The organism is Pseudomonas guineae (genome assembly GCF_900113745.1).
Lineage (GTDB): Bacteria > Pseudomonadota > Gammaproteobacteria > Pseudomonadales > Pseudomonadaceae > Aquipseudomonas > Aquipseudomonas guineae.
The window spans coordinates 452790-470098 of the sequence record NZ_FOQL01000001.1; the positions used below are offsets into that span (position 1 = coordinate 452790).

Genomic DNA, 17309 nt, shown 5'->3' on the forward strand with positions numbered 1-17309 from the left:
TATGCATGGTCTGATCGCTGCGGCGCTGGACCGCAGCCGCACCAGCCTGTTGTTGCTGCTGTTCCTGATGATCGGCGGCCTAGTTGCCTATGTGGCGATCCCCAAGGAAGCCAACCCTGATGTCAGCATTCCGATCATCTATGTCTCGGTCACCCTTGAGGGCATCAGCCCGGAAGACGCCGAACGCCTACTGGTGCGCCCTCTGGAACAGGAATTGCGCAGCCTCGAAGGTGTCAAGGAAATGCGCTCCATGGCCAACGAAGGGCAAGCCTCGGTAACCTTGGAGTTCGATGCTGGTTTTAATGCCAAGCTGGCGTTGGCCGATGTGCGCGAGAAGGTCGACACCGCCCGCAGCAAACTGCCAGACGAAGCTGAAGAGCCCACCGTCAACGAAGTTAACGTGGCGCTGTTCCCGGTGTTGTCCATTGGCTTGTCTGGGCCGATTGCCGAAACCGAACTGGTGTATATCGCCCGTCGCCTGAAAGAAAACGTCGAAGGCATCGCCGAAGTGCTGTCGGTGGAGATTGGCGGCGACCGTGAAGACCTGCTGGAAATCGTCGTCGACCCGCAAGTACTCGACAGTTACGGCATTGACTACAACGAGCTGTTCAACCTGGTTAGCCGTAATAATCGACTGGTCGCAGCCGGCAGCCTGGACACCGGCGCGGGGCGAATGAGTTTGAAGGTGCCTGGGGTGATTGAAGACCTCGAAGACGTGCTGTCCATGCCGATCAAGGTGGTGGGCGATAGCGTGGTGACCTTCGGCGATGTCGCCACCATCCACCGCACCTTCAAAGACCCCACTGGTTTCGCACGGATCAACGGTCAGCCTGCCGTGGTGCTGGAGGTGTCCAAACGCAGCGGCGCCAACATCATTGCCACCATCGAGCAAGTCAAAGCGCTGATGGTCGAGGCCCAACCGTTGCTGCCTGAGGGCCTTAAAGTCAGCTACATCATGGATCAGTCGCAGCAGGTCAAGACCATGCTCGGCGACCTGCTCAACAACGTCATGACCGCCATCGTGCTGGTGCTGATTCTGGTAGTCGCCAGCATGGGTATGCGCTCGGCGTTGCTGGTTGGCCTGACCATCCCTGGCGCTTTTCTCACCGGTATTCTGCTGATCTGGATGCTCGGTTTCACCCTCAATATCGTCGTGCTGTTCAGCCTGATTCTGGTCGCCGGCATGCTGGTGGACGGCGCTATCGTGGTTTCCGAGTTGGCCGACCGTTACCTGCACCAAGGGCAGACGCCACGCCAGGCCTGGGCCAATGCCGCCACCCGGATGGCCTGGCCGGTGATCGCCTCCACCGCCACCACCTTGGTGGTGTTTCTGCCGCTGCTATTCTGGCCGGGCGTAGTCGGCCAATTTATGAAATACCTGCCGGCCACGGTGATCGTCTGCCTGCTCGCCTCTCTGGCCATGGCCCTGGTGTTTCTGCCGGTACTCGGTGCTGTCACCGGTGGTAAGCCATTGCCGAAGCCCAGTGAACCGGGCCGTGGTGCCAAGGGCTATCGCCGGCTACTGGGCACCTTGCTAAAACACCCCGGTCTGACCTTGCTGGGCATGCTCGCGGTGATTGCACTGATCTACACCGCTTACGGCCGCTTCAACCATGGCGTTGAGTTCTTCCCCGAGACCGAGCCGGAAAGCGCACAAATTTGGCTACGCGCCCGCGGTGATCTGTCGGTGCAGGAAAAAGACGCCTTGCTGCAAAAAGTGGAAAGCCGCCTGCTCGGTATGAGTGAAGTAAAAGCGCTGTATGCCCGCTCCTTGGCCCAGCCAGACGGCCAGTTGGGCGCTGATGTAATCGGCACCCTGCAGTTCCAATTCGTCGAATGGCATGAGCGACGCTCGGCCAGCAAGATTCTTGAGGACATGCGTGAACGCACAGCCGATATCCCCGGGATTATTCTGGAGTTCCGCAAGCAGCAGGACGGCCCGAGCAGTGGCAAGCCGCTCAAGCTGCAAATCAGCTCCCATGACGTCAAGCAGGCTGACCGTTATGTCGACACGCTACGCGACGCCATGCAGCGTATTGGTGGCTTCAAGGATATTGAGGATGATCGCGCGCTGCCGGGCATCGAGTGGCGCATCAAGGTCGACCGCGAAGCCGCCGCACGCTTTGGCGCCGATGTGCTGAGCGTCGGCAATGCCGTGCAGATGGTCACCAACGGCCTCAAGCTGGCGACCTATCGCCCAGAAGACGCCACCGACGAAGTGGATATCCGGGTGCGCTTACCGGCTAACTGGCGCTCCCTCGACCAGCTTGGCCGCCTGACGCTGAACACGCCGGCTGGGCAGATCCCACTGAGCAACTTCGTATCACTTGAGCAAGCCCCTAAAGTCGGCACCCTGCGCCGGGTCGATGGTAACCGCACCATCACCCTGCAAGCGGACTTGGCGGAAGGTGCGCAGCTTACTGAGCGCCAGCAAGCACTGGCAAAAGCCATGGGCACGCCACCGGGCGATGTGCAACTTAAGGTGGCCGGCGAAGGCGCCGATCAACAGCAGGCAGCCACCTTCCTTGGCACTGCCTTTTTGGTGGCGATCTTCCTGATGTTTATCATCCTGGTGACCCAGTTCAACAGTATCTATCAGTCATTGTTGGTGCTCTCGGCCATCGTCCTGTCGACGGCGGGCGTGTTAATGGGCTTGCTGGTTAATGGCCAGTCGTTCGGCATTGTCATGGTCGGCATGGGCCTGATCGCCCTGGCCGGCATTGTGGTGAACAACAACATCATTCTGATCGACACTTATAACCAGCTGCGCCGTCAGGGCCTGGAACCGCGGGCAGCGGCGCTGGAAACCGGCAGCCTGCGCTTGCGTCCGGTGCTGTTGACGGCGGTAACCACTGTGTTGGGGCTGATCCCGATGGTGATCGGGATAAACGTCGACCTGCTGACCCCAAGCTTGGGCGTGGGCGCACCGTCGACCCAGTGGTGGACGCAGCTGTCCAGTGCGATTGCCGGCGGCCTAAGCTTTGCTACCGTGCTGACGCTGCTGCTGACACCTTGCCTGCTGGTGCTCGGTTCACGCTTCGAGCGGCGCCCGCCGCACCTGGAAACCTTCGACGACGACCTGCTCGACCTGCCGGAGCACCTGCTGGCCAGTGCTCCTGGCAATAAAGCTCAACTGCAACAGACACCTTAAAGGGATACGCCCCACGCCAGCGTTGGTGTGGGGCCGTCCGCCAGCCAACACTTGGGCTGCGCAGCGGCGACTGGGTAGTCGAGCCCACAGCCCGTACACTCAGCCCACTACCGCCGAGGGCTCAACATGCGCACGCTTTATCAGTTTCCGATTTCCCACTACTGCGAGAAAACTCGCTGGCACTTGGACCACAAGGGCCTCGATTTTCAGGTCGACAACCTGTTCCCTGGTTTGCATCGGCTGAAGAGCAAACGCTTGGCCGGCATTGTCACGCTGCCGATCCTCAAAGATGGTGACAGCGTGATCGGCGACTCCACCCAGATCGCCCTCTACCTAGAACAACATTACCCCGATAAACCGCTGTTGCCGGCCGATGCTGCGCAGCGCGCCGAGGTGCTGGAGTTAGAAGAACAGTTCGACCGCCTCGGCGTGCATGTACGCCGCTGGCTGTATGGCCAGATCAAGCAGTGGGATTCAGTGATGCACGCCATGCTCAAGGTCTATCGTCCCATGTTGGGCCTGCGCGACCTGATGAAGCCGGTGCTGATCAACGGCGTACAGAAACTCTATGGTGTAACCCCGCAACGCGTGGCGAAATCCCAGGCTGAATTGCTTGAAGGCTTGGCACTGATTGAATCACGCATCCACGGCGATCCATCGCGTTATCTAGTTGGCGAGCAACTGACCCTGGCCGACATCAGTGCCGCTGCATTGTTTGCGCCGCTGTTCACCCCAGCCGGTACACCGTGGGCTGGCGTCGCGGGGCATGATGCCCAGACTCAGATCTTTCTCGATGAGCTGCACGCCCATCCGGCCGGCCAGTGGGTGTTGCGTCGCTATGCCGAAGACCGTCAGCGCCGCAACTAAGTAACTTTAGCCCAGCGCCATATCTTATTGCCTGCCCAGCACATACCTGCCTGCCCAGCACACCAACGACTAAACTCCAGACAGTAGTCAGCTGAAGGACATCAGTGGTTAACCTTCTGGATGAGTAGATCAGGCCAAATGAATATGGGCGCACCCTGGAAACTCGATATCACCACCCTGCCGGATGGCGAGCAACCCCGCCCACGCAGGCGCACCCGCAAGCTAAAGATCGCTACCTGGCTGCTGTTGCTATTGCTGTGCATCGCCGCCGGCCTGCTGCTCGTAGAGGAAGTGCGCACCTCACGGTTTCAGGCCCAGGAAATCAGCCGCTACGCGCACACCCTCAGCTACCGGGTCCAACCTGGCCCCAGCCCATCGATCATTTATCCCAAGGAGGGGCCGTTCGATAAGCGCCAAGGCTACACCTATTTACCCTTGATGTTGGAGCGTCTTGGCAAACGCCACTTTATCGTGCAGCAGCAGGCGCAGTTCTCCCCAGCCCTGCTCGACTATGCCCAGCGGGGCCTGTTCGTCCCCTATCCAGAAAAAATCCAAAGCGGCCTGCAGATCAATGACTGCAGCGGCACGCCGTTCTATTCGTTCCGTTATCCGCAGCAGCGCTACTCAAGCTTCAGTGTCATCCCGCCTCTGGTGGCCGATAGCCTGCTGTTTATCGAGAACCGCAAACTGCTCGACGCCAACCACCCCCTGGCCAACCCAGCGGTGGACTGGCCGCGTTTTGTCATGGCGGCCGTCTCCCAGGTCGGCAAGCTGCTGGATATGCAGGACCAATCGGCAGGCGGCAGTACCCTGGCGACCCAGCTGGAGAAATACCGTCACTCCCCGGACGGTCTGACATCGTCGGCCACAGAAAAACTCCGGCAAATGCTTTCCGCCAGTGTGCGCGCTTATCAGAGCGGCCCGCAGACGCTGGCCGCGCGGGAAAATATTGTGCGCGACTACCTCAACAGCGTACCGCTCGCCGCCGCCCCAGGGCACGGCGAGGTGCACGGCCTGGCCGATGGTCTGCGCATCTGGTTCGGTGCGGACTTTGCCCGCGTTAACCTGCTACTCGACCCCGCTCGCTCACCTGATGCCAGCCTGGCCGAGCGCGGTCTGGCCTTGCGCCAGGTGCTGGCCTTAATGATTGCCCAGCGCCGCCCGTCTTACTACTTGGCCCAGGGCCGCAATGACCTGGGCGCACTAACCGACAGTCATATCCGCTTGCTGTCCGGTGGCGGTTTGATCGACTCAGCGCTGCGCGATGCAGCCCTGCGCCAGCCTCTGGCTTATCGCGACTGGGCCCTGGAACCCAACCTACAGCCGGTGGACGGTAACAAGGGCATCAGCGTCGTACGCTCGCGTCTTTCAGCCATGCTCAACATGCCGTTTTATGACCTGGACCGCCTCGACCTGAGCGCCACCAGCACCCTCAATAACCCGCTGCAACGAGAGGCCAGTCACTACCTGCAGCAATTGGCGGACCCGGTGTTTGCCGGGCAAATCGGCCTGTTCGGTGAGCGCCTGCTCTCACCGGAAAAAACAGCCGATGTGCGCTACAGCTTTACCCTGCTCGAGCGCACCAACAACGGCAGCGTGGTCCGTGTACAGACCGACAATACCGATCAGCCATTCGACATTAACGAAGGCAGCAAGCTGGAGCTGGGGTCTACCGCCAAACTCAGGGTGCTGGCCACCTACCTGGAAATCATCGCCGAACTGCACCAGCGCCATGCAGGACAAAGCGCCAGTGAGTTGCGCGCAGTCAACGCCCAGGACAACCTAACCCGTTGGGCCATCAGTTATTTGCAAACCACCACCAACGCTAGCCTGCCAGCCATGCTCGATGCCGCGCTGGAGCGTAAATACTCTGCCAATCCAAGCGAACGTTTCTTCACCGGCGGCGGTATTCACACCTTTAGCAACTTCCGCCGCGAGGATAACCGGCGCATCGCCAGCCTGCGCGAAGCCTTGCGCGAGTCGCTCAACCTACCGTTTATCCGCCTAATGCGTGACTTGGTGCGCTACACTACCTACCAGGGACAGAACAACAGCGCCGTACTACTCAAGGACGACAAGGACCCGCGCCGCCAAGCCTATCTGCATGACTTTGCTGACCGAGAGGGTAAAACCTTTCTGCTGCGCTTCTGGCGTAAGTATCAGGGGCAACCCGAACAACTGCGCCTGGAGACCTTCCTCAGTGGCTTACGTCACACCTCTGTGAGGCTCGCAGCCGTGCACCGTTACCTGATGCCGCATGCAGACGAAGCCAGCTTCGCCGCTTTTCTGGGTAAGAGCCTGACCCAGGAAAAACTCAGCGATAAGCGCATCAGCGAGCTGTATAAGCGTTACGGACCAGGTGCTTACAGCCTGCCGGATCAGGGCTATATCGCCCGCGTGCACCCGCTTGAACTGTGGCTCTTGGGCTACCTGATCGAACACCCCCAAGCCAGCTTCAAAGAAGCCGTAGCGGCCAGCCACGACGAACGCCAGGAAGTCTATGGCTGGCTGTTCCGCAGCAGGCACAAGAGCGCGCGCGACAGCCGCATCCGTATCATGCTGGAGGTCGAAGCGTTCCTCGATATTCACCGACGCTGGCAGAACCTTGGCTACCCCTTTGCCCATCTGGTGCCGTCGCTGGCTACCGCCATCGGCAGCTCCGGCGACCGCCCGGCAGCACTGGCCGAACTGATCGGGATCATCCAGAACGACGGCATTCGCCAACCCACCGTGCGCATCGACAGCCTGCATTTCGCCGCTGAAACGCCTTACGACACCTTAGTGGTGCGCGATCACAGCGAAGGTAAGCGGGTCATGGCCTCGGAAGTCGCAGCGGCATTGCGCAGCGCGCTCGCCGACGTGGTCGAAGCCGGTACCGCACGCCGCCTGCTCGGCAGCTTTACCCAGGCCGACGGCCAGCCCCTCAAGATCGGCGGCAAAACGGGAACCGGCGATAACCGTATCGAAACAGTCGGCGCAGGCGGGCGAGTACTTAGCTCACGGGCGATCAACCGTACCGCTACCTTTGTCTTCTATCTGGGCCCACGCCATTACGGCACCCTCACCGCTTTCGTCCCTGGCCGCGCGGCAGAAAACTTTCGTTTCACTTCCGCATTGCCGGTGCAGGTACTCAAAGGTATGGCCCCAATTCTGCTGCCCTACCTTGAACCGGGCACCTACAGTCAATGCCTGCCGCCCATAACCGCAGTTAAAGCCAGCAGCCTGTAGGAACACAAAACCTGAACAACGATTGTGCAAAAAAACGGGAAGCCACTGGCTTCCCGTTTTTCTTCACCTTGCTGGCGATTATTTCGCTTGGTAAATGATCCCTGGGCTGCACTGAACCATCTGATAGTGGCTAGGCAGACCGTTGAGCGCTTCAGAAGCGCCAAGAAACAGATAACCACCTGGCTTCAACATGGCATGAATGCGGGTGAGGATGTCCTTCTTCACCTCAGCCGAGAAGTAGATCAGTACGTTACGGCAAAACACCACATCGAACTTACCGAGACTGGCGTAACTGTCCAGCAGGTTCAGCGCGCGAAACTCAACGCGACTACGAATGGCCGGTTTGACCACCCAGCGGCCCGGCCCTTTAGGGTCGAAATAACGCTGCAGGCGCTCCTGGGAAAGACCACGGCCCATCGCCAGACTGTCGTACTCACCAGACTTGCAGTTAATCAACATCGTCGGCGAAAGGTCGGTTGCAACAATCTGCAAGCCACCCTTGAGTTGACCAATATGAGTCTTCTCAAACTCGTCGATGCTCATTGACAGCGAATAGGGTTCTTGACCTGAGGAGCAGGCCGCCGACCAGATACGCAAACGCTGACCTGGGCTGGCCTTGATCATCTCCGGCAGGACGCGGTTCTTTAGCACTTCGAAGGGATAAGTATCGCGAAACCACAGGGTTTCGTTGGTGGTCATGGCATCGACCACCTGCTCACGCAAACCACTGCGCGGCTGATTCTGCATGCGCTGCACCAGCTCACCCAGGGTCTTTATGCTGTTCTGCTCCATCAACTTGTTGAGTCGACTGGAAACCAAATACTGCTTATTGGTACCCAGCAGAATGCCACAGGCTTTTTCCAGGAACGTCCGGAACTGCTCGAAATCCAAATTACCTGTAGACACTCGCGAGGCCTCGACAAACATATATTTAACTGAGAGCCAGGCTCTCAGTCCCCTGCCGCAAGATTGATGCGGTCAGCTACCCGTGCTGCTAGGTCATCGGGACGAAACTTGGCGAGAAAGTCATCCGCCCCCACCTTCTTCACCATGGCCTGGTTGAACACGCCAGATAACGAAGTATGCAGGATGATGTGCAGCTTTTGCATGCGCGGATCGGCGCGGATCTCTGCAGTCAGGGTATAACCATCCATTTCCGGCATCTCAATGTCGGAAATCAGCATGAGAAACTCTTCTTCAGGCTTACGCCCTTCTTCGACCATTGCTTTCAGGTAATCCAACGCCTGACGACCATCATTCAGCGCCACGACCTCAACGCCGACGGTTTGCAGACAACGGGTTACCTGTTTGCGCGCTACCGATGAGTCGTCGCAGGTCAGTACGCGCCGGGTGATCGCACGTTCCCGTGTTTTGGCATCCAAGACACCTTCGGAGATAACTTCCGATGTCGGCGCCACCTCGGCCAGAATCTTCTCGACGTCGATGATCTCAACCATCTTGCCGTCAAGATGAGTTACCGCTGTCAGGTAGTGATCGCGCCCGGTGCCCTTGGGTGGCGGATGAATCGACTCCCAGTTCATGTTGACGATGCGCTCGACCGAGTGAACCAGAAACCCCTGAACCTTGGTGTTGTATTCCGTGATGATGACAAAACTGTTTCCAATATTGGCCAGCGGCGCACTGCCGGTCGCCATAGATAAATCAAGAATTGGAATAGTACCGCCACGAATACTGGCTACACCGCGAACAACCGGACTGGATCTCGGCATGATGGTGAGCTTGGGGCATTGCAGCACCTCCTTCACCTTAAATACGTTGATTCCATACAACTGATTGCCGTTCAGACGGAACAGCAGCAACTCCAAACGATTCTGCCCAACCAACTGAGTTCGCTGGTTAACCGAATCCATCACACCGGCCATACCCAAACTCCTCTTTGAGTAACAAATTGCTGTCAGCGTAGCAGGCGGCACGCGCCTTGCTACCCAACCCATATGAACATTGAAACGACAACTAACCGACGCACCTTGCCAACGCGCCGTCACTGGCTGGCAGTTGTACCCGCTTTGCTGGTACTCGGCTATAGCGCATTGGCAGTGGCCAACGCCACGCTACCTGAACAACTTATCGGCGCTGGCGAAGCGTTTCTTGAGCAAGCGGTGAGCGATTATTTAAAACGTAGCAACATTGCTGGCCGACATGAGATTCAAATCAATCGGCTCGACCCCCGCTTGCGCCTGCCACTGTGTGCACAACCATTAACCACAACCCTAGAAAGCCCTGCCGAACCGATTGGCCGTGTGACGTTGCGCGTACGCTGTGACAGTAATGCACCGTGGACGGTATTTGTCCCCGGGCAAGTACGTCTGTACCGCGAGGTGGTGATCGTTAACCGCCCACTTAAGCGCGACAGTTTGGTCACTGATATGGATATTGTGTTGGCCGAACGGGATGTCGGCCTACTTAACCAGGGTTATCTCACGACGCTGCAGCAGGCAATCGGCAAGAAATTGACGCGCCCACTGCTACCGGATCAAGTTCTAGCGCCAATTCATGTGCAAATAGCCGAAGCTATACGCAAGGGTGACCAGGTGGTTATCAGCGCCCGCAGTGGTGGCATCAACGTGCGCATGCCCGGTGAAGCCTTGTCGGACGGCACGGTTGGCAGGCAGATCAGCGTCCGTAACAAGCGCTCTAATCGTGTAATCAGAGCCCGCGTAGTGGGACCTGGACAGGTAGAAGTGGCGATGTAGGCATGATTCTTGTTTCAGCTTTGTGAGTTCAGTGAGCTGACGATTAGCCACACTGAGTTTAGACTGTTAGCTGACGCACACTTTTTTGCCCTAAAGTTTTCCTAGGCAATGCCGACAACCAGGCAAGCGTCCACATACTGTTCGAGGTTTTGCATCATGGTCATTGATATCAACCGGCTCAACAATGCCGCAACGCCAGCCAATTCGGGGCGGGCGAGCAGCGCACAAGCAGGCGGCCAGAACGAAGCCATCGGCAGCAAACAACCTGGCATCGCCCCCAGCGCTGAACAAACGAAGCAAGCTGACAAGAGCGGCGAATCAGTCCAGCTGAGCCGTGAAGCACAGCAGTTGCAGAAAGTCAGCGAAAAACTGCGTGACCAACCTGCCGTCAATAAAGAGCGCGTCGCCCAACTAAAGCAGGCGATTGAAGACGGCAGCTACCAAGTCGATAGCCAGCGTGTCGCCAGCAAACTGCTTAATTTCGAATCCCAGCGCTAGTCTCCGGGCTATGCTGGGGTAATTGGTCGCCCAATAGACATTTCATGCCACGCAGTGAAACGTCTATTACCCCGAAGAGCCTGCGATGCAAGACACCAGCCTGCTTGACCTGTTCACCCACGATATCGGCACCGCCGAACAGTTGCTTGAATTAATCGACAGCGAATTCCAAGCCCTCAGTGACCGTGACCTTCCCCGCCTGCAGAACATCCTGACTGACAAGCTGCCGTTACTAACGCTGCTTGACCAGCACGGCAAGCAGCGCAGCCAACTGCTCGCCAGCCTCGGCCTCAGCGCTGACCGCGTAGGTTTGCAGGTGCTGGCGACTCAATCCAGCCAAGGTGATCTGTTACTTGAGCGCGGCGATCAACTCAACGCCTTACTCGAACGCTGCCAAACGGCCAATTTGCGTAATGGCCGATTGATTCGTTCCAGCCAAGCCTCAGCCAACAGCATGCTTGGTATTCTGCGCGGCAACGAGACACCAAGCCTCTATGACTGCCGTGGCAGTGCCGCTAGAATTGGCCAGCAACGCCCGCTCAGCCAAGCTTGAAACCTATAAAAGGCACAAGGGACATACTGTCATACAGCCAGTATGCTAGTGCCATCGCATTTGCTCGGAGAGTTATGGACCGTGTCCAGCCCCTTTAGCCAGGAAGATGGCCCGCAGCCGCCCAAGGTGCTCAAGGCACCGGTGGAAATAGTTGCCAACCTGCGCCAACTGCAACAAGCCAATGACCCATTGACCATTACCTTCCACGAACGCAATCAACGCTTCCAGAGCTATGTAATCGAGGTTGATCGCGACAAAAACTTGCTGATTCTTGATGAGTTAATGCCGAGTGACGGTGAGCGCTATTTAACCAATGGCGAAACCTTCAACGTGGAAGCGTTCCACGATGGCGTCCGCGTAGCCTGGCAATGCGAGCAGAGCGTGCGCATTGCCGAACATCAAGGCGCGCGCTGCTATTTCAGCGCGATGCCCCCTGAAATCACCTATCACCAACGCCGCAGTGCCTTTCGTGCGCCGCTCAAACAAAACGAATCGATCAAGATTGAGTTGGCTGGGGCTAAGCTGCGTAGCGCGCTACCTGGAGAGCTGCTGGACATCTCGGCAACCGGCTGCAAACTGCGTCTGCCGGGCAGCCTTGGCAGCAACCTGCAAGCTGGCCAAGTATATGAGCGCTTTACGGTGAAGTTTCCTTTCGGCGCCATGACCACCGCCCTTGAGGTGCGGCATGTGCTATTCGACGAGGCAGTCGACAGCACCTTTATTGGCGCACGCTTTCATCGCATCAGCGGCCAAGAACAGCGTTTGGTCGAACGGTTCGTCTATCAGTTGCAGCGTGAAGCACGCCGCATCGACGGCGATGGGTTTTTCTAGTGCAGCTAAATTCGGATGTTAAGCGCCGCCAGGCGTAATAAATCCTCGGGCCGGTCCACGTCCCACAATGCAGGCAGCAGCGCCGGATGCCAGTCCAGCTGCTGCAAACGCTGCAGCGTAATATTGAACACTCGCTCAGTCCCCCACGGCATATCGTTGAATAACGTGGCGTGCATACTGCGCAATCCCAGCAACACATAACCGCCGTCTTCGGCCGGGCCGATCACTACCTGCTGCTCCTGCAGCGCCTTACAGGCTTGCTGCAAATAATCACCATCGAGCGCCGGACAGTCATTACCAATCAGGATCACCGCATCGCTTTCCGCCAACCCTAGAGTGGCGATGCGGCGCATGCGCTCACCCAAATCACCGGCCGGCTGCTCGACCAAGGTCCAACCAAAGCGCTGGGCCAGCGCTTTTAACTCTGCGCTGGGCACATCATCCAGCCACAGAAAACGCTCACTAAAGCCATGTTCAGGTAACTGTAAGGCCCGCTCTAGCAACAGTTGCTGCAAGTCACAGGCACCCTGAGCACCAAGCGCGGGAATCATGCGCGTTTTCACTCGTCCCGCGACTGGGGCACGCGCCAGCATGTGTAACGAAATCGATAAGTTCATAGCATTGATCCTCGACGGTACTGTCGAGCCAGCCTTTCCGGGCTGGCACCACAGTAATAGGCCGCACGTAACCTCCACATCAGGAACACGGTACGCCAGATCCCGTGCTGCTCCCAGCGCCGGCTGGACGTCGTCAAGGGCGGACGTAAACAACACGGTCTGGCCTGTGCCTTCAAACGGCGGCAGAGTTGCAAGTCCTCCATTAGCGGGATCTGCGCGTAACCACCCAACGCCTCGAACCGTCCCCGCTCAACAAAAATCCCCTGATCGCCCGAAGCAATACCGGTAAGACGTGAGCGCAGACTGATCATCCAACCGATCACCCATAACGGCAGTCCAGTACCGGACAAGCGCACATCAAAACGCCCCCACAGCGGCCGCTCGCGTAGTGCTTCTTGTAACCGCTTGACTGACTCAGCACTGACCCGCGTATCGGCATGCACGAACCACAGGTATTCACCCTGAGCAGCAAGCGCGCCGGCGTTCATCTGCAACGCACGGCCGGGGGCTGTTCTGAGCAGCCGATCAACCCGCCCAAGCACCCGCTCACAGGTGCTATCGCTGCTACCACCGTCGACCACAATCAGTTCGGCACCCGCCGCGCGAAGTGCGGTCAGATCGTCGAGCAAAATCGGCAGCGATTGAGCCTCATTGCGCACCGGGATTACCACACTGATCAACGGCATCATGCGCGCTCAACCGGCTCAGGTTCAGGCTCATCGGGGGCGTCCTGCGGCGTGCTGTGGTCGTGCATCTGTTCTTGCACCACGTGCTCATCGACTCGCGGGTCGAGCGCTGCGGTCAACGGCGAACTGGTGGTGCTATCCGGCATCGGGATGTGATGCAGTGGCGCATCGTCAACCTGGTGCAGGTGAGTGACCTTCGCAGGCCTTACGCATAGCACCAGAATCAAGGCACATCCGCTGACGAAGGCATACAGCATGTTTGCCCCGAGAAAGCGCATCAGTACACCTGCCAGCAACGGCCCGATGCTGGCGCCAATACCAAAGGTCACCAACAACATGGCCGTAAGCGATACACGCCGCTCGGCCTCAACGTGGTCATTCGCCAGCGCCACCGCCAGCGGATAAAGGCTGAACTGCAGAGCAGAAACCACAAAACCGCCGACAAATAAAGGCACCAAACCAACCTGCGGCATAAGCGCCAACGGCAAAGCTGCCACGACTAGCAACGCGGCGCACGCACGAATCAGATAGACCCGGTCACGACGATCGGACAGCCAGCCCAATGGCCACTGCACGACCAGGCCGGCGATGATGCAGCTGCCCATAAACAGACCGATCTGTTCAGTGGATAAGCCCATGCGCGTGCCATATAGCGGAGCCAGACCGTAGAACGAGCCAATCAACAGCCCCGCGACCACGATGGCGGTCAGCGACAACGGCACGCGGTCGATAAAAAAGCGCATCTCCAGCGGGGCTGGGTGCAGAGGCGCGGGGTGTAATTTGTGGGTCAGAGCCACCGGCACCAGGCACAGGGCGAAACACAGCGCCACCAGCATCAGCAGCTCAAGGCCGAGCGTCGGGTGCACCACCAGCACAAGCTGACCGAGGATCAAACCCAGGTAGGATGCACCCATATAACCGGCAAAAACTTGGCCGCGCTGGCTATTTTCGGCCTGCTCATTGAGCCAGCTCTCGACCACCATGTACTGGCACATCATGCCCAGACCGACCAGCACCCGCAGCAACAACCAGCTGGGTAGCCAGTCACTGAGACCATGCCCAAGCACCGCGGCGGTGACCACGCCGGCACAGGCGACGTAAGCGCGAATATGACCCACCCGGGCGATCAAGCGATGCCCCAGTTTGCCGCCCAACACCAACCCCAAGTAGTTGGCCGCCATCAACGCACCGACCCACAAACCATCTGCAGTTTGCGCCAGTCGCAATGCCAGGTAAGTACTCAACAAGCCCGAACCCAAGAGCATCAACAAGGTGGCGAAATACAGTGATCTGAATGATTTTAGGATCAAAGTCATAGTGCGTTAAGTAACTCCATACAGGGCCGTCGAAACCATTATCGACGGCTAGGCTCTAAGTGTGAGCGGCCAATACACGGCGCTCCCACGGGGTAATTTCGTCAAAGAAGCTGGTGAGTTCCAAGGTCTTGCTGGCGATGTAACCATCGATGAACTCTTTGCCAAAAAGTTCCAGCGCCAGCTCACTGCCTTTGAGACGCTCAATAGCAGCATGCATGGTACAGGGTAGCGTTAAATTATCCGGCACCTCGAATTCACCCTGAATTGGCGCACTCGGTTGCAACTGTTGTTCGATGCCGTAAAGCCCGGCCGCCAGGCTGGCGGCGAGAGCCAAATAAGGGTTGGCATCGGCACCTGGCAAACGATTTTCTACCCGCCGAGCAACGGGTGCACTGGCTGGAATACGCAACCCTGCAGCGCGATTGTCCTCAGACCAACAGGCATTATTCGGAGAGGCGTATGGATGACAGAGGCGCTGAAAGGAATTCACATGCGGGGCAAATAGCAGAGTGAAGTCGGCCATGGCCACTTGCTGGCCGCCGATAAACTGATAGAAAGCCGGCGTCGCCTGACCATCAGCCGCACTGAAGATATTCTCCCCGCCGCCCTGCGTCACCACACTCTGGTGAATATGCATGGAGCTGCCCGGCGTGTGCGCCAGCGGTTTAGCCATGCACACCACATTGAGGCCGTGCTTGAGCGCGACCTCCTTAAGCAGGTGCTTGAACAAAAAGGTCTGATCCGCCAGCAGCAATGGATCACCGTGTAACAGGTTGATCTCGAACTGACTGACGCCCATTTCATGCATAAAGGTATCGCGCGGCAAACCCAAGGCCGCCATGCTCTGATAAACCTCATTAAAAAACGGACGCAAGCCATTATTGGAGCTGACGCTGAAGGCCGAGCCGCCCTCTTCGCGCCGGCCATCCAGCCCCAGCGGCGGTTGAAACGGCTGCAGTGGATCGGCATTGCGGGCAAATACGAAAAATTCCAACTCTGTCGCCACCACCGGCTGCCAGCCATGGCTGGCATAGCGCGCAATCACCTGCTTGAGCAACCCACGTGTCGACAAACCCGAGCTGCGGCCATCTAGCTCGTCGGCATCACAGATGGCTAACGCTCGCGGCGTTTCACTCCAGGGCAACCGGTGAATCTGCGTCGGCTCGGCATTCAAGGCCAGGTCGCCGTCATCACTGCCGTAAAAACGCGCCGCTGGGTAACCGCCCATGATGCATTGCAGCAACACTCCTCGCGCCAATTGGAGGCGCCGCCCTTCTAGAAATCCCTCAGCCGTCATCACCTTGCCGCGCGGCACACCGTTCAAGTCTGGGGTCACGCACTCGACTTCATCAACACCGCGCAGTAATTCAGTCAAGGCGGTGCGGTTGAGGCTGTTCATTGCAGTTGTCCTTTTATACGCAAGAAGCCGAAGTCGAACGGCTGAAGCGTACAAAATACGCACCAGCCGTTCGAGATATCAAGCACCCGCACCTGACTGATCAAACAGCTGGACAATATACCGGCATAAACATCTATTAATTCGATATGTTCGAACTGATAGAAAACACCAAACCCCTCACTGCATCTACTCATTGATAGGTACTAATCAACTGATTTATATAGATAAAAGACAACTATTGATGGCGTCGATGATTACCATGCTCAGCCTGCACTTCTTCATCAGTTTTTCGTGAGTAACATGAGCCCCTACCCACTGACTACCTGCCCTTACGAGGGGCCTGAACATGAAAAAGCAACTACTTACCGCCGTGATCCTGAGCAGCCTATCCATCAGTGCCTTTGCCCTGCCACAAAGCAGCCCGCAACCTTTGCTGGGTGAAATGCAGGACAGCAGCGTAAAAGTCCTGATGGGGCTTGGTCGCAACCTGCAGACAGAGGGCGGCGCTGATCGCGTACATGAACACCAGATGGATCGCCTGCAGGTCGCTGAAGGCGGTGCCGAGCGGACTCGTGAACGCCAGCTAGACCGCATGGATGTGGCCGAGGGCGGCGCTGACCGCGTACATGAACGCCAGATGGATCGCCTACAGGTCGCTGAAGGCGGTGCCGAGCGCCTGAGCGAGCGTCAGCACCTGTTGCTACGCACCAGCTAAGTCAGCCTGCTTGACCTGCATAAAGCACCCACAAGGTGCTTTATGCGTTGAGCGCCGACTCCAAATGCGCCAACCGCTCCTCCAACACCACTACCCGCGCTTCCAGCGCCTCTAAGCGAGCGTCCTGCTGGCCACCCGCTGTCACACGCGGCGGCTCACTGGCTTTAGCCTCGAGGGCAACCTGCAAATCAGCAGGGTAGCCCAGCACGTGCATGTAGCGGTCCTCGCGCTGCCCCGACTGACGCGGCAGCAGACACGCCAGTTCGCGGCTGATCAGGCGCTCAAGGTGGTGCTGCACCTGCTCAGCATCATCAAAGTCATGCATGCGACTGCTACGCGTTAGCAACTCGTTAAGGGTCTGCGGGCCGCGCAGCAACAACAGGCCGAGCAGCACCACTTGAGCGGCGACCAACTCCAGCGCCTTGTCAGCACGATGCTCCCAACGATCTGCGCGACTACCCATAACCAGACGCGCCATCTCACGCCCCTCCAGGCTGCGTAAAGCCTGCCCGACCTGCCCGACCGTTAGATTAAGCACCGGCTCACGGCTGGTTTTTTGATTACAAGCCAGCACCAGCGCATTCAACGTCAGGGGATAGGCTTCCGGTGTGGTCAATTGTTTTTCAACCAAGCAGCCCAGCACCCGCGCCTCGACCACCGTCAGACTGACAATCACCACTTCACTCGCACTTTCGTTGGACATAACAACCTCGCCGTCTCGGGAAACTCTAGCC

At 58.1% G+C, this 17309-nt stretch carries 15 protein-coding genes; 8 read left to right on the forward strand and 7 right to left on the reverse strand.

The genetic code is table 11. The features are described from left to right. The first annotated feature begins 1 nt into the window (after position 1). From BMZ32_RS02170 to BMZ32_RS02180, 3 genes are all read left to right on the forward strand, one after another. Positions 2 to 3151, forward strand: coding sequence for an efflux RND transporter permease subunit (locus BMZ32_RS02170; RefSeq protein WP_090238977.1), 3150 nt, complete (start codon positions 2 to 4; stop codon positions 3149 to 3151). Between the two features lie 126 nt (positions 3152 to 3277). After that, the gene (locus BMZ32_RS02175; protein ID WP_090238980.1) at positions 3278 to 4018 is read left to right on the forward strand and encodes a glutathione S-transferase family protein; all 741 of its coding nucleotides are present in this window, start codon (positions 3278 to 3280) and stop codon (positions 4016 to 4018) included. 144 nt (positions 4019 to 4162) lie between these two features. Beyond that, entirely contained in the window at positions 4163 to 7246 is a 3084-nt protein-coding gene (locus BMZ32_RS02180) for a transglycosylase domain-containing protein (protein ID WP_090241501.1), read from the forward strand. Between the two features lie 78 nt (positions 7247 to 7324). Here the strand turns inward: BMZ32_RS02180 and cheR are convergent, their stop codons facing one another. After that, positions 7325 to 8152: a protein-glutamate O-methyltransferase CheR gene (cheR, locus tag BMZ32_RS02185; RefSeq protein ID WP_167376706.1), complete on the reverse strand. Its 828-nt coding sequence runs from the start codon at positions 8150 to 8152 to the stop codon at positions 7325 to 7327. A gap of 44 nt (positions 8153 to 8196) precedes the next feature. Continuing rightward, complete coding sequence (locus BMZ32_RS02190; RefSeq protein ID WP_090238986.1) at positions 8197 to 9129, reverse strand: chemotaxis protein CheV; 933 nt, start codon at positions 9127 to 9129, stop codon at positions 8197 to 8199. 72 nt (positions 9130 to 9201) lie between these two features. Between BMZ32_RS02190 and flgA the strand changes: the two genes are divergently transcribed. From flgA to BMZ32_RS02210, 4 genes are all read left to right on the forward strand, one after another. Beyond that, positions 9202 to 9960 carry a flagellar basal body P-ring formation chaperone FlgA gene (gene flgA, locus BMZ32_RS02195; RefSeq protein WP_090238989.1) on the forward strand — a complete coding sequence of 253 codons (759 nt, stop codon included), beginning with the start codon at positions 9202 to 9204 and terminating at the stop codon, positions 9958 to 9960. A 156-nt stretch (positions 9961 to 10116) separates the two neighbouring features. Continuing rightward, positions 10117 to 10458, forward strand: a complete 342-nt coding sequence (gene flgM, locus BMZ32_RS02200) for a flagellar biosynthesis anti-sigma factor FlgM (protein ID WP_090238993.1) — start codon at positions 10117 to 10119, stop codon at positions 10456 to 10458. Between the two features lie 85 nt (positions 10459 to 10543). After that, positions 10544 to 11011 carry a flagella synthesis protein FlgN gene (locus BMZ32_RS02205; protein WP_090238996.1) on the forward strand — a complete coding sequence of 156 codons (468 nt, stop codon included), beginning with the start codon at positions 10544 to 10546 and terminating at the stop codon, positions 11009 to 11011. An 81-nt stretch (positions 11012 to 11092) separates the two neighbouring features. Next, positions 11093 to 11842, forward strand: coding sequence for a flagellar brake protein (locus BMZ32_RS02210; protein WP_090238999.1), 750 nt, complete (start codon positions 11093 to 11095; stop codon positions 11840 to 11842). Between the two features lie 5 nt (positions 11843 to 11847). Here BMZ32_RS02210 and BMZ32_RS02215 read toward each other — a convergent pair whose 3' ends face one another. The 4 genes from BMZ32_RS02215 to BMZ32_RS02230 are packed head-to-tail and all read right to left on the reverse strand — an operon-like array spanning position 11848 to position 15758. Then, entirely contained in the window at positions 11848 to 12459 is a 612-nt protein-coding gene (locus BMZ32_RS02215; RefSeq protein WP_090239002.1) for a TIGR04282 family arsenosugar biosynthesis glycosyltransferase, read from the reverse strand. Continuing rightward, positions 12456 to 13148: a TIGR04283 family arsenosugar biosynthesis glycosyltransferase gene (locus BMZ32_RS02220; protein ID WP_090239005.1), complete on the reverse strand. Its 693-nt coding sequence runs from the start codon at positions 13146 to 13148 to the stop codon at positions 12456 to 12458. Before BMZ32_RS02220 ends, BMZ32_RS02215 begins: the two co-directional genes overlap by 4 nt. After that, positions 13145 to 14461, reverse strand: a complete 1317-nt coding sequence (locus tag BMZ32_RS02225; RefSeq protein ID WP_090239008.1) for an MFS transporter — start codon at positions 14459 to 14461, stop codon at positions 13145 to 13147. Before BMZ32_RS02225 ends, BMZ32_RS02220 begins: the two co-directional genes overlap by 4 nt. A gap of 55 nt (positions 14462 to 14516) precedes the next feature. Beyond that, positions 14517 to 15758, reverse strand: coding sequence for a glutamine synthetase family protein (locus tag BMZ32_RS02230; protein WP_167376734.1), 1242 nt, complete (start codon positions 15756 to 15758; stop codon positions 14517 to 14519). 448 nt (positions 15759 to 16206) lie between these two features. Here BMZ32_RS02230 and BMZ32_RS19405 point away from each other — a divergent pair, with 448 nt between their 5' ends. Beyond that, positions 16207 to 16575 carry a hypothetical protein gene (locus BMZ32_RS19405; RefSeq protein WP_090239014.1) on the forward strand — a complete coding sequence of 123 codons (369 nt, stop codon included), beginning with the start codon at positions 16207 to 16209 and terminating at the stop codon, positions 16573 to 16575. 40 nt (positions 16576 to 16615) lie between these two features. Here BMZ32_RS19405 and BMZ32_RS02240 read toward each other — a convergent pair whose 3' ends face one another. Then, positions 16616 to 17278 (reverse strand): YceH family protein, encoded by a 663-nt coding sequence (locus tag BMZ32_RS02240; protein WP_090239017.1) that lies wholly within the window; start codon positions 17276 to 17278, stop codon positions 16616 to 16618. Positions 17279 to 17309 lie beyond the last annotated feature (31 nt).

What these genes read in the sequence shown, in the direction of transcription:
- BMZ32_RS02170 (WP_090238977.1), top strand. Translation starts at nt 2, where the DNA reads ATGCATGGTCTGATCGCTGCGGCGCTGGACCGCAGCCGCACCAGCCTG.
- BMZ32_RS02175 (WP_090238980.1), top strand. Translation starts at nt 3,278, where the DNA reads ATGCGCACGCTTTATCAGTTTCCGATTTCCCACTACTGCGAGAAAACT.
- BMZ32_RS02180 (WP_090241501.1), top strand. Translation starts at nt 4,163, where the DNA reads ATGGGCGCACCCTGGAAACTCGATATCACCACCCTGCCGGATGGCGAG.
- BMZ32_RS02190 (WP_090238986.1), bottom strand. Translation starts at nt 9,129, where the DNA reads ATGGCCGGTGTGATGGATTCGGTTAACCAGCGAACTCAGTTGGTTGGG.
- flgA (WP_090238989.1), top strand. Translation starts at nt 9,202, where the DNA reads ATGAACATTGAAACGACAACTAACCGACGCACCTTGCCAACGCGCCGT.
- flgM (WP_090238993.1), top strand. Translation starts at nt 10,117, where the DNA reads ATGGTCATTGATATCAACCGGCTCAACAATGCCGCAACGCCAGCCAAT.
- BMZ32_RS02205 (WP_090238996.1), top strand. Translation starts at nt 10,544, where the DNA reads ATGCAAGACACCAGCCTGCTTGACCTGTTCACCCACGATATCGGCACC.
- BMZ32_RS02215 (WP_090239002.1), bottom strand. Translation starts at nt 12,459, where the DNA reads ATGAACTTATCGATTTCGTTACACATGCTGGCGCGTGCCCCAGTCGCG.
- BMZ32_RS02220 (WP_090239005.1), bottom strand. Translation starts at nt 13,148, where the DNA reads ATGATGCCGTTGATCAGTGTGGTAATCCCGGTGCGCAATGAGGCTCAA.
- BMZ32_RS02225 (WP_090239008.1), bottom strand. Translation starts at nt 14,461, where the DNA reads ATGACTTTGATCCTAAAATCATTCAGATCACTGTATTTCGCCACCTTG.
- BMZ32_RS02230 (WP_167376734.1), bottom strand. Translation starts at nt 15,758, where the DNA reads ATGACGGCTGAGGGATTTCTAGAAGGGCGGCGCCTCCAATTGGCGCGA.
- BMZ32_RS19405 (WP_090239014.1), top strand. Translation starts at nt 16,207, where the DNA reads ATGAAAAAGCAACTACTTACCGCCGTGATCCTGAGCAGCCTATCCATC.
- BMZ32_RS02240 (WP_090239017.1), bottom strand. Translation starts at nt 17,278, where the DNA reads ATGTCCAACGAAAGTGCGAGTGAAGTGGTGATTGTCAGTCTGACGGTG.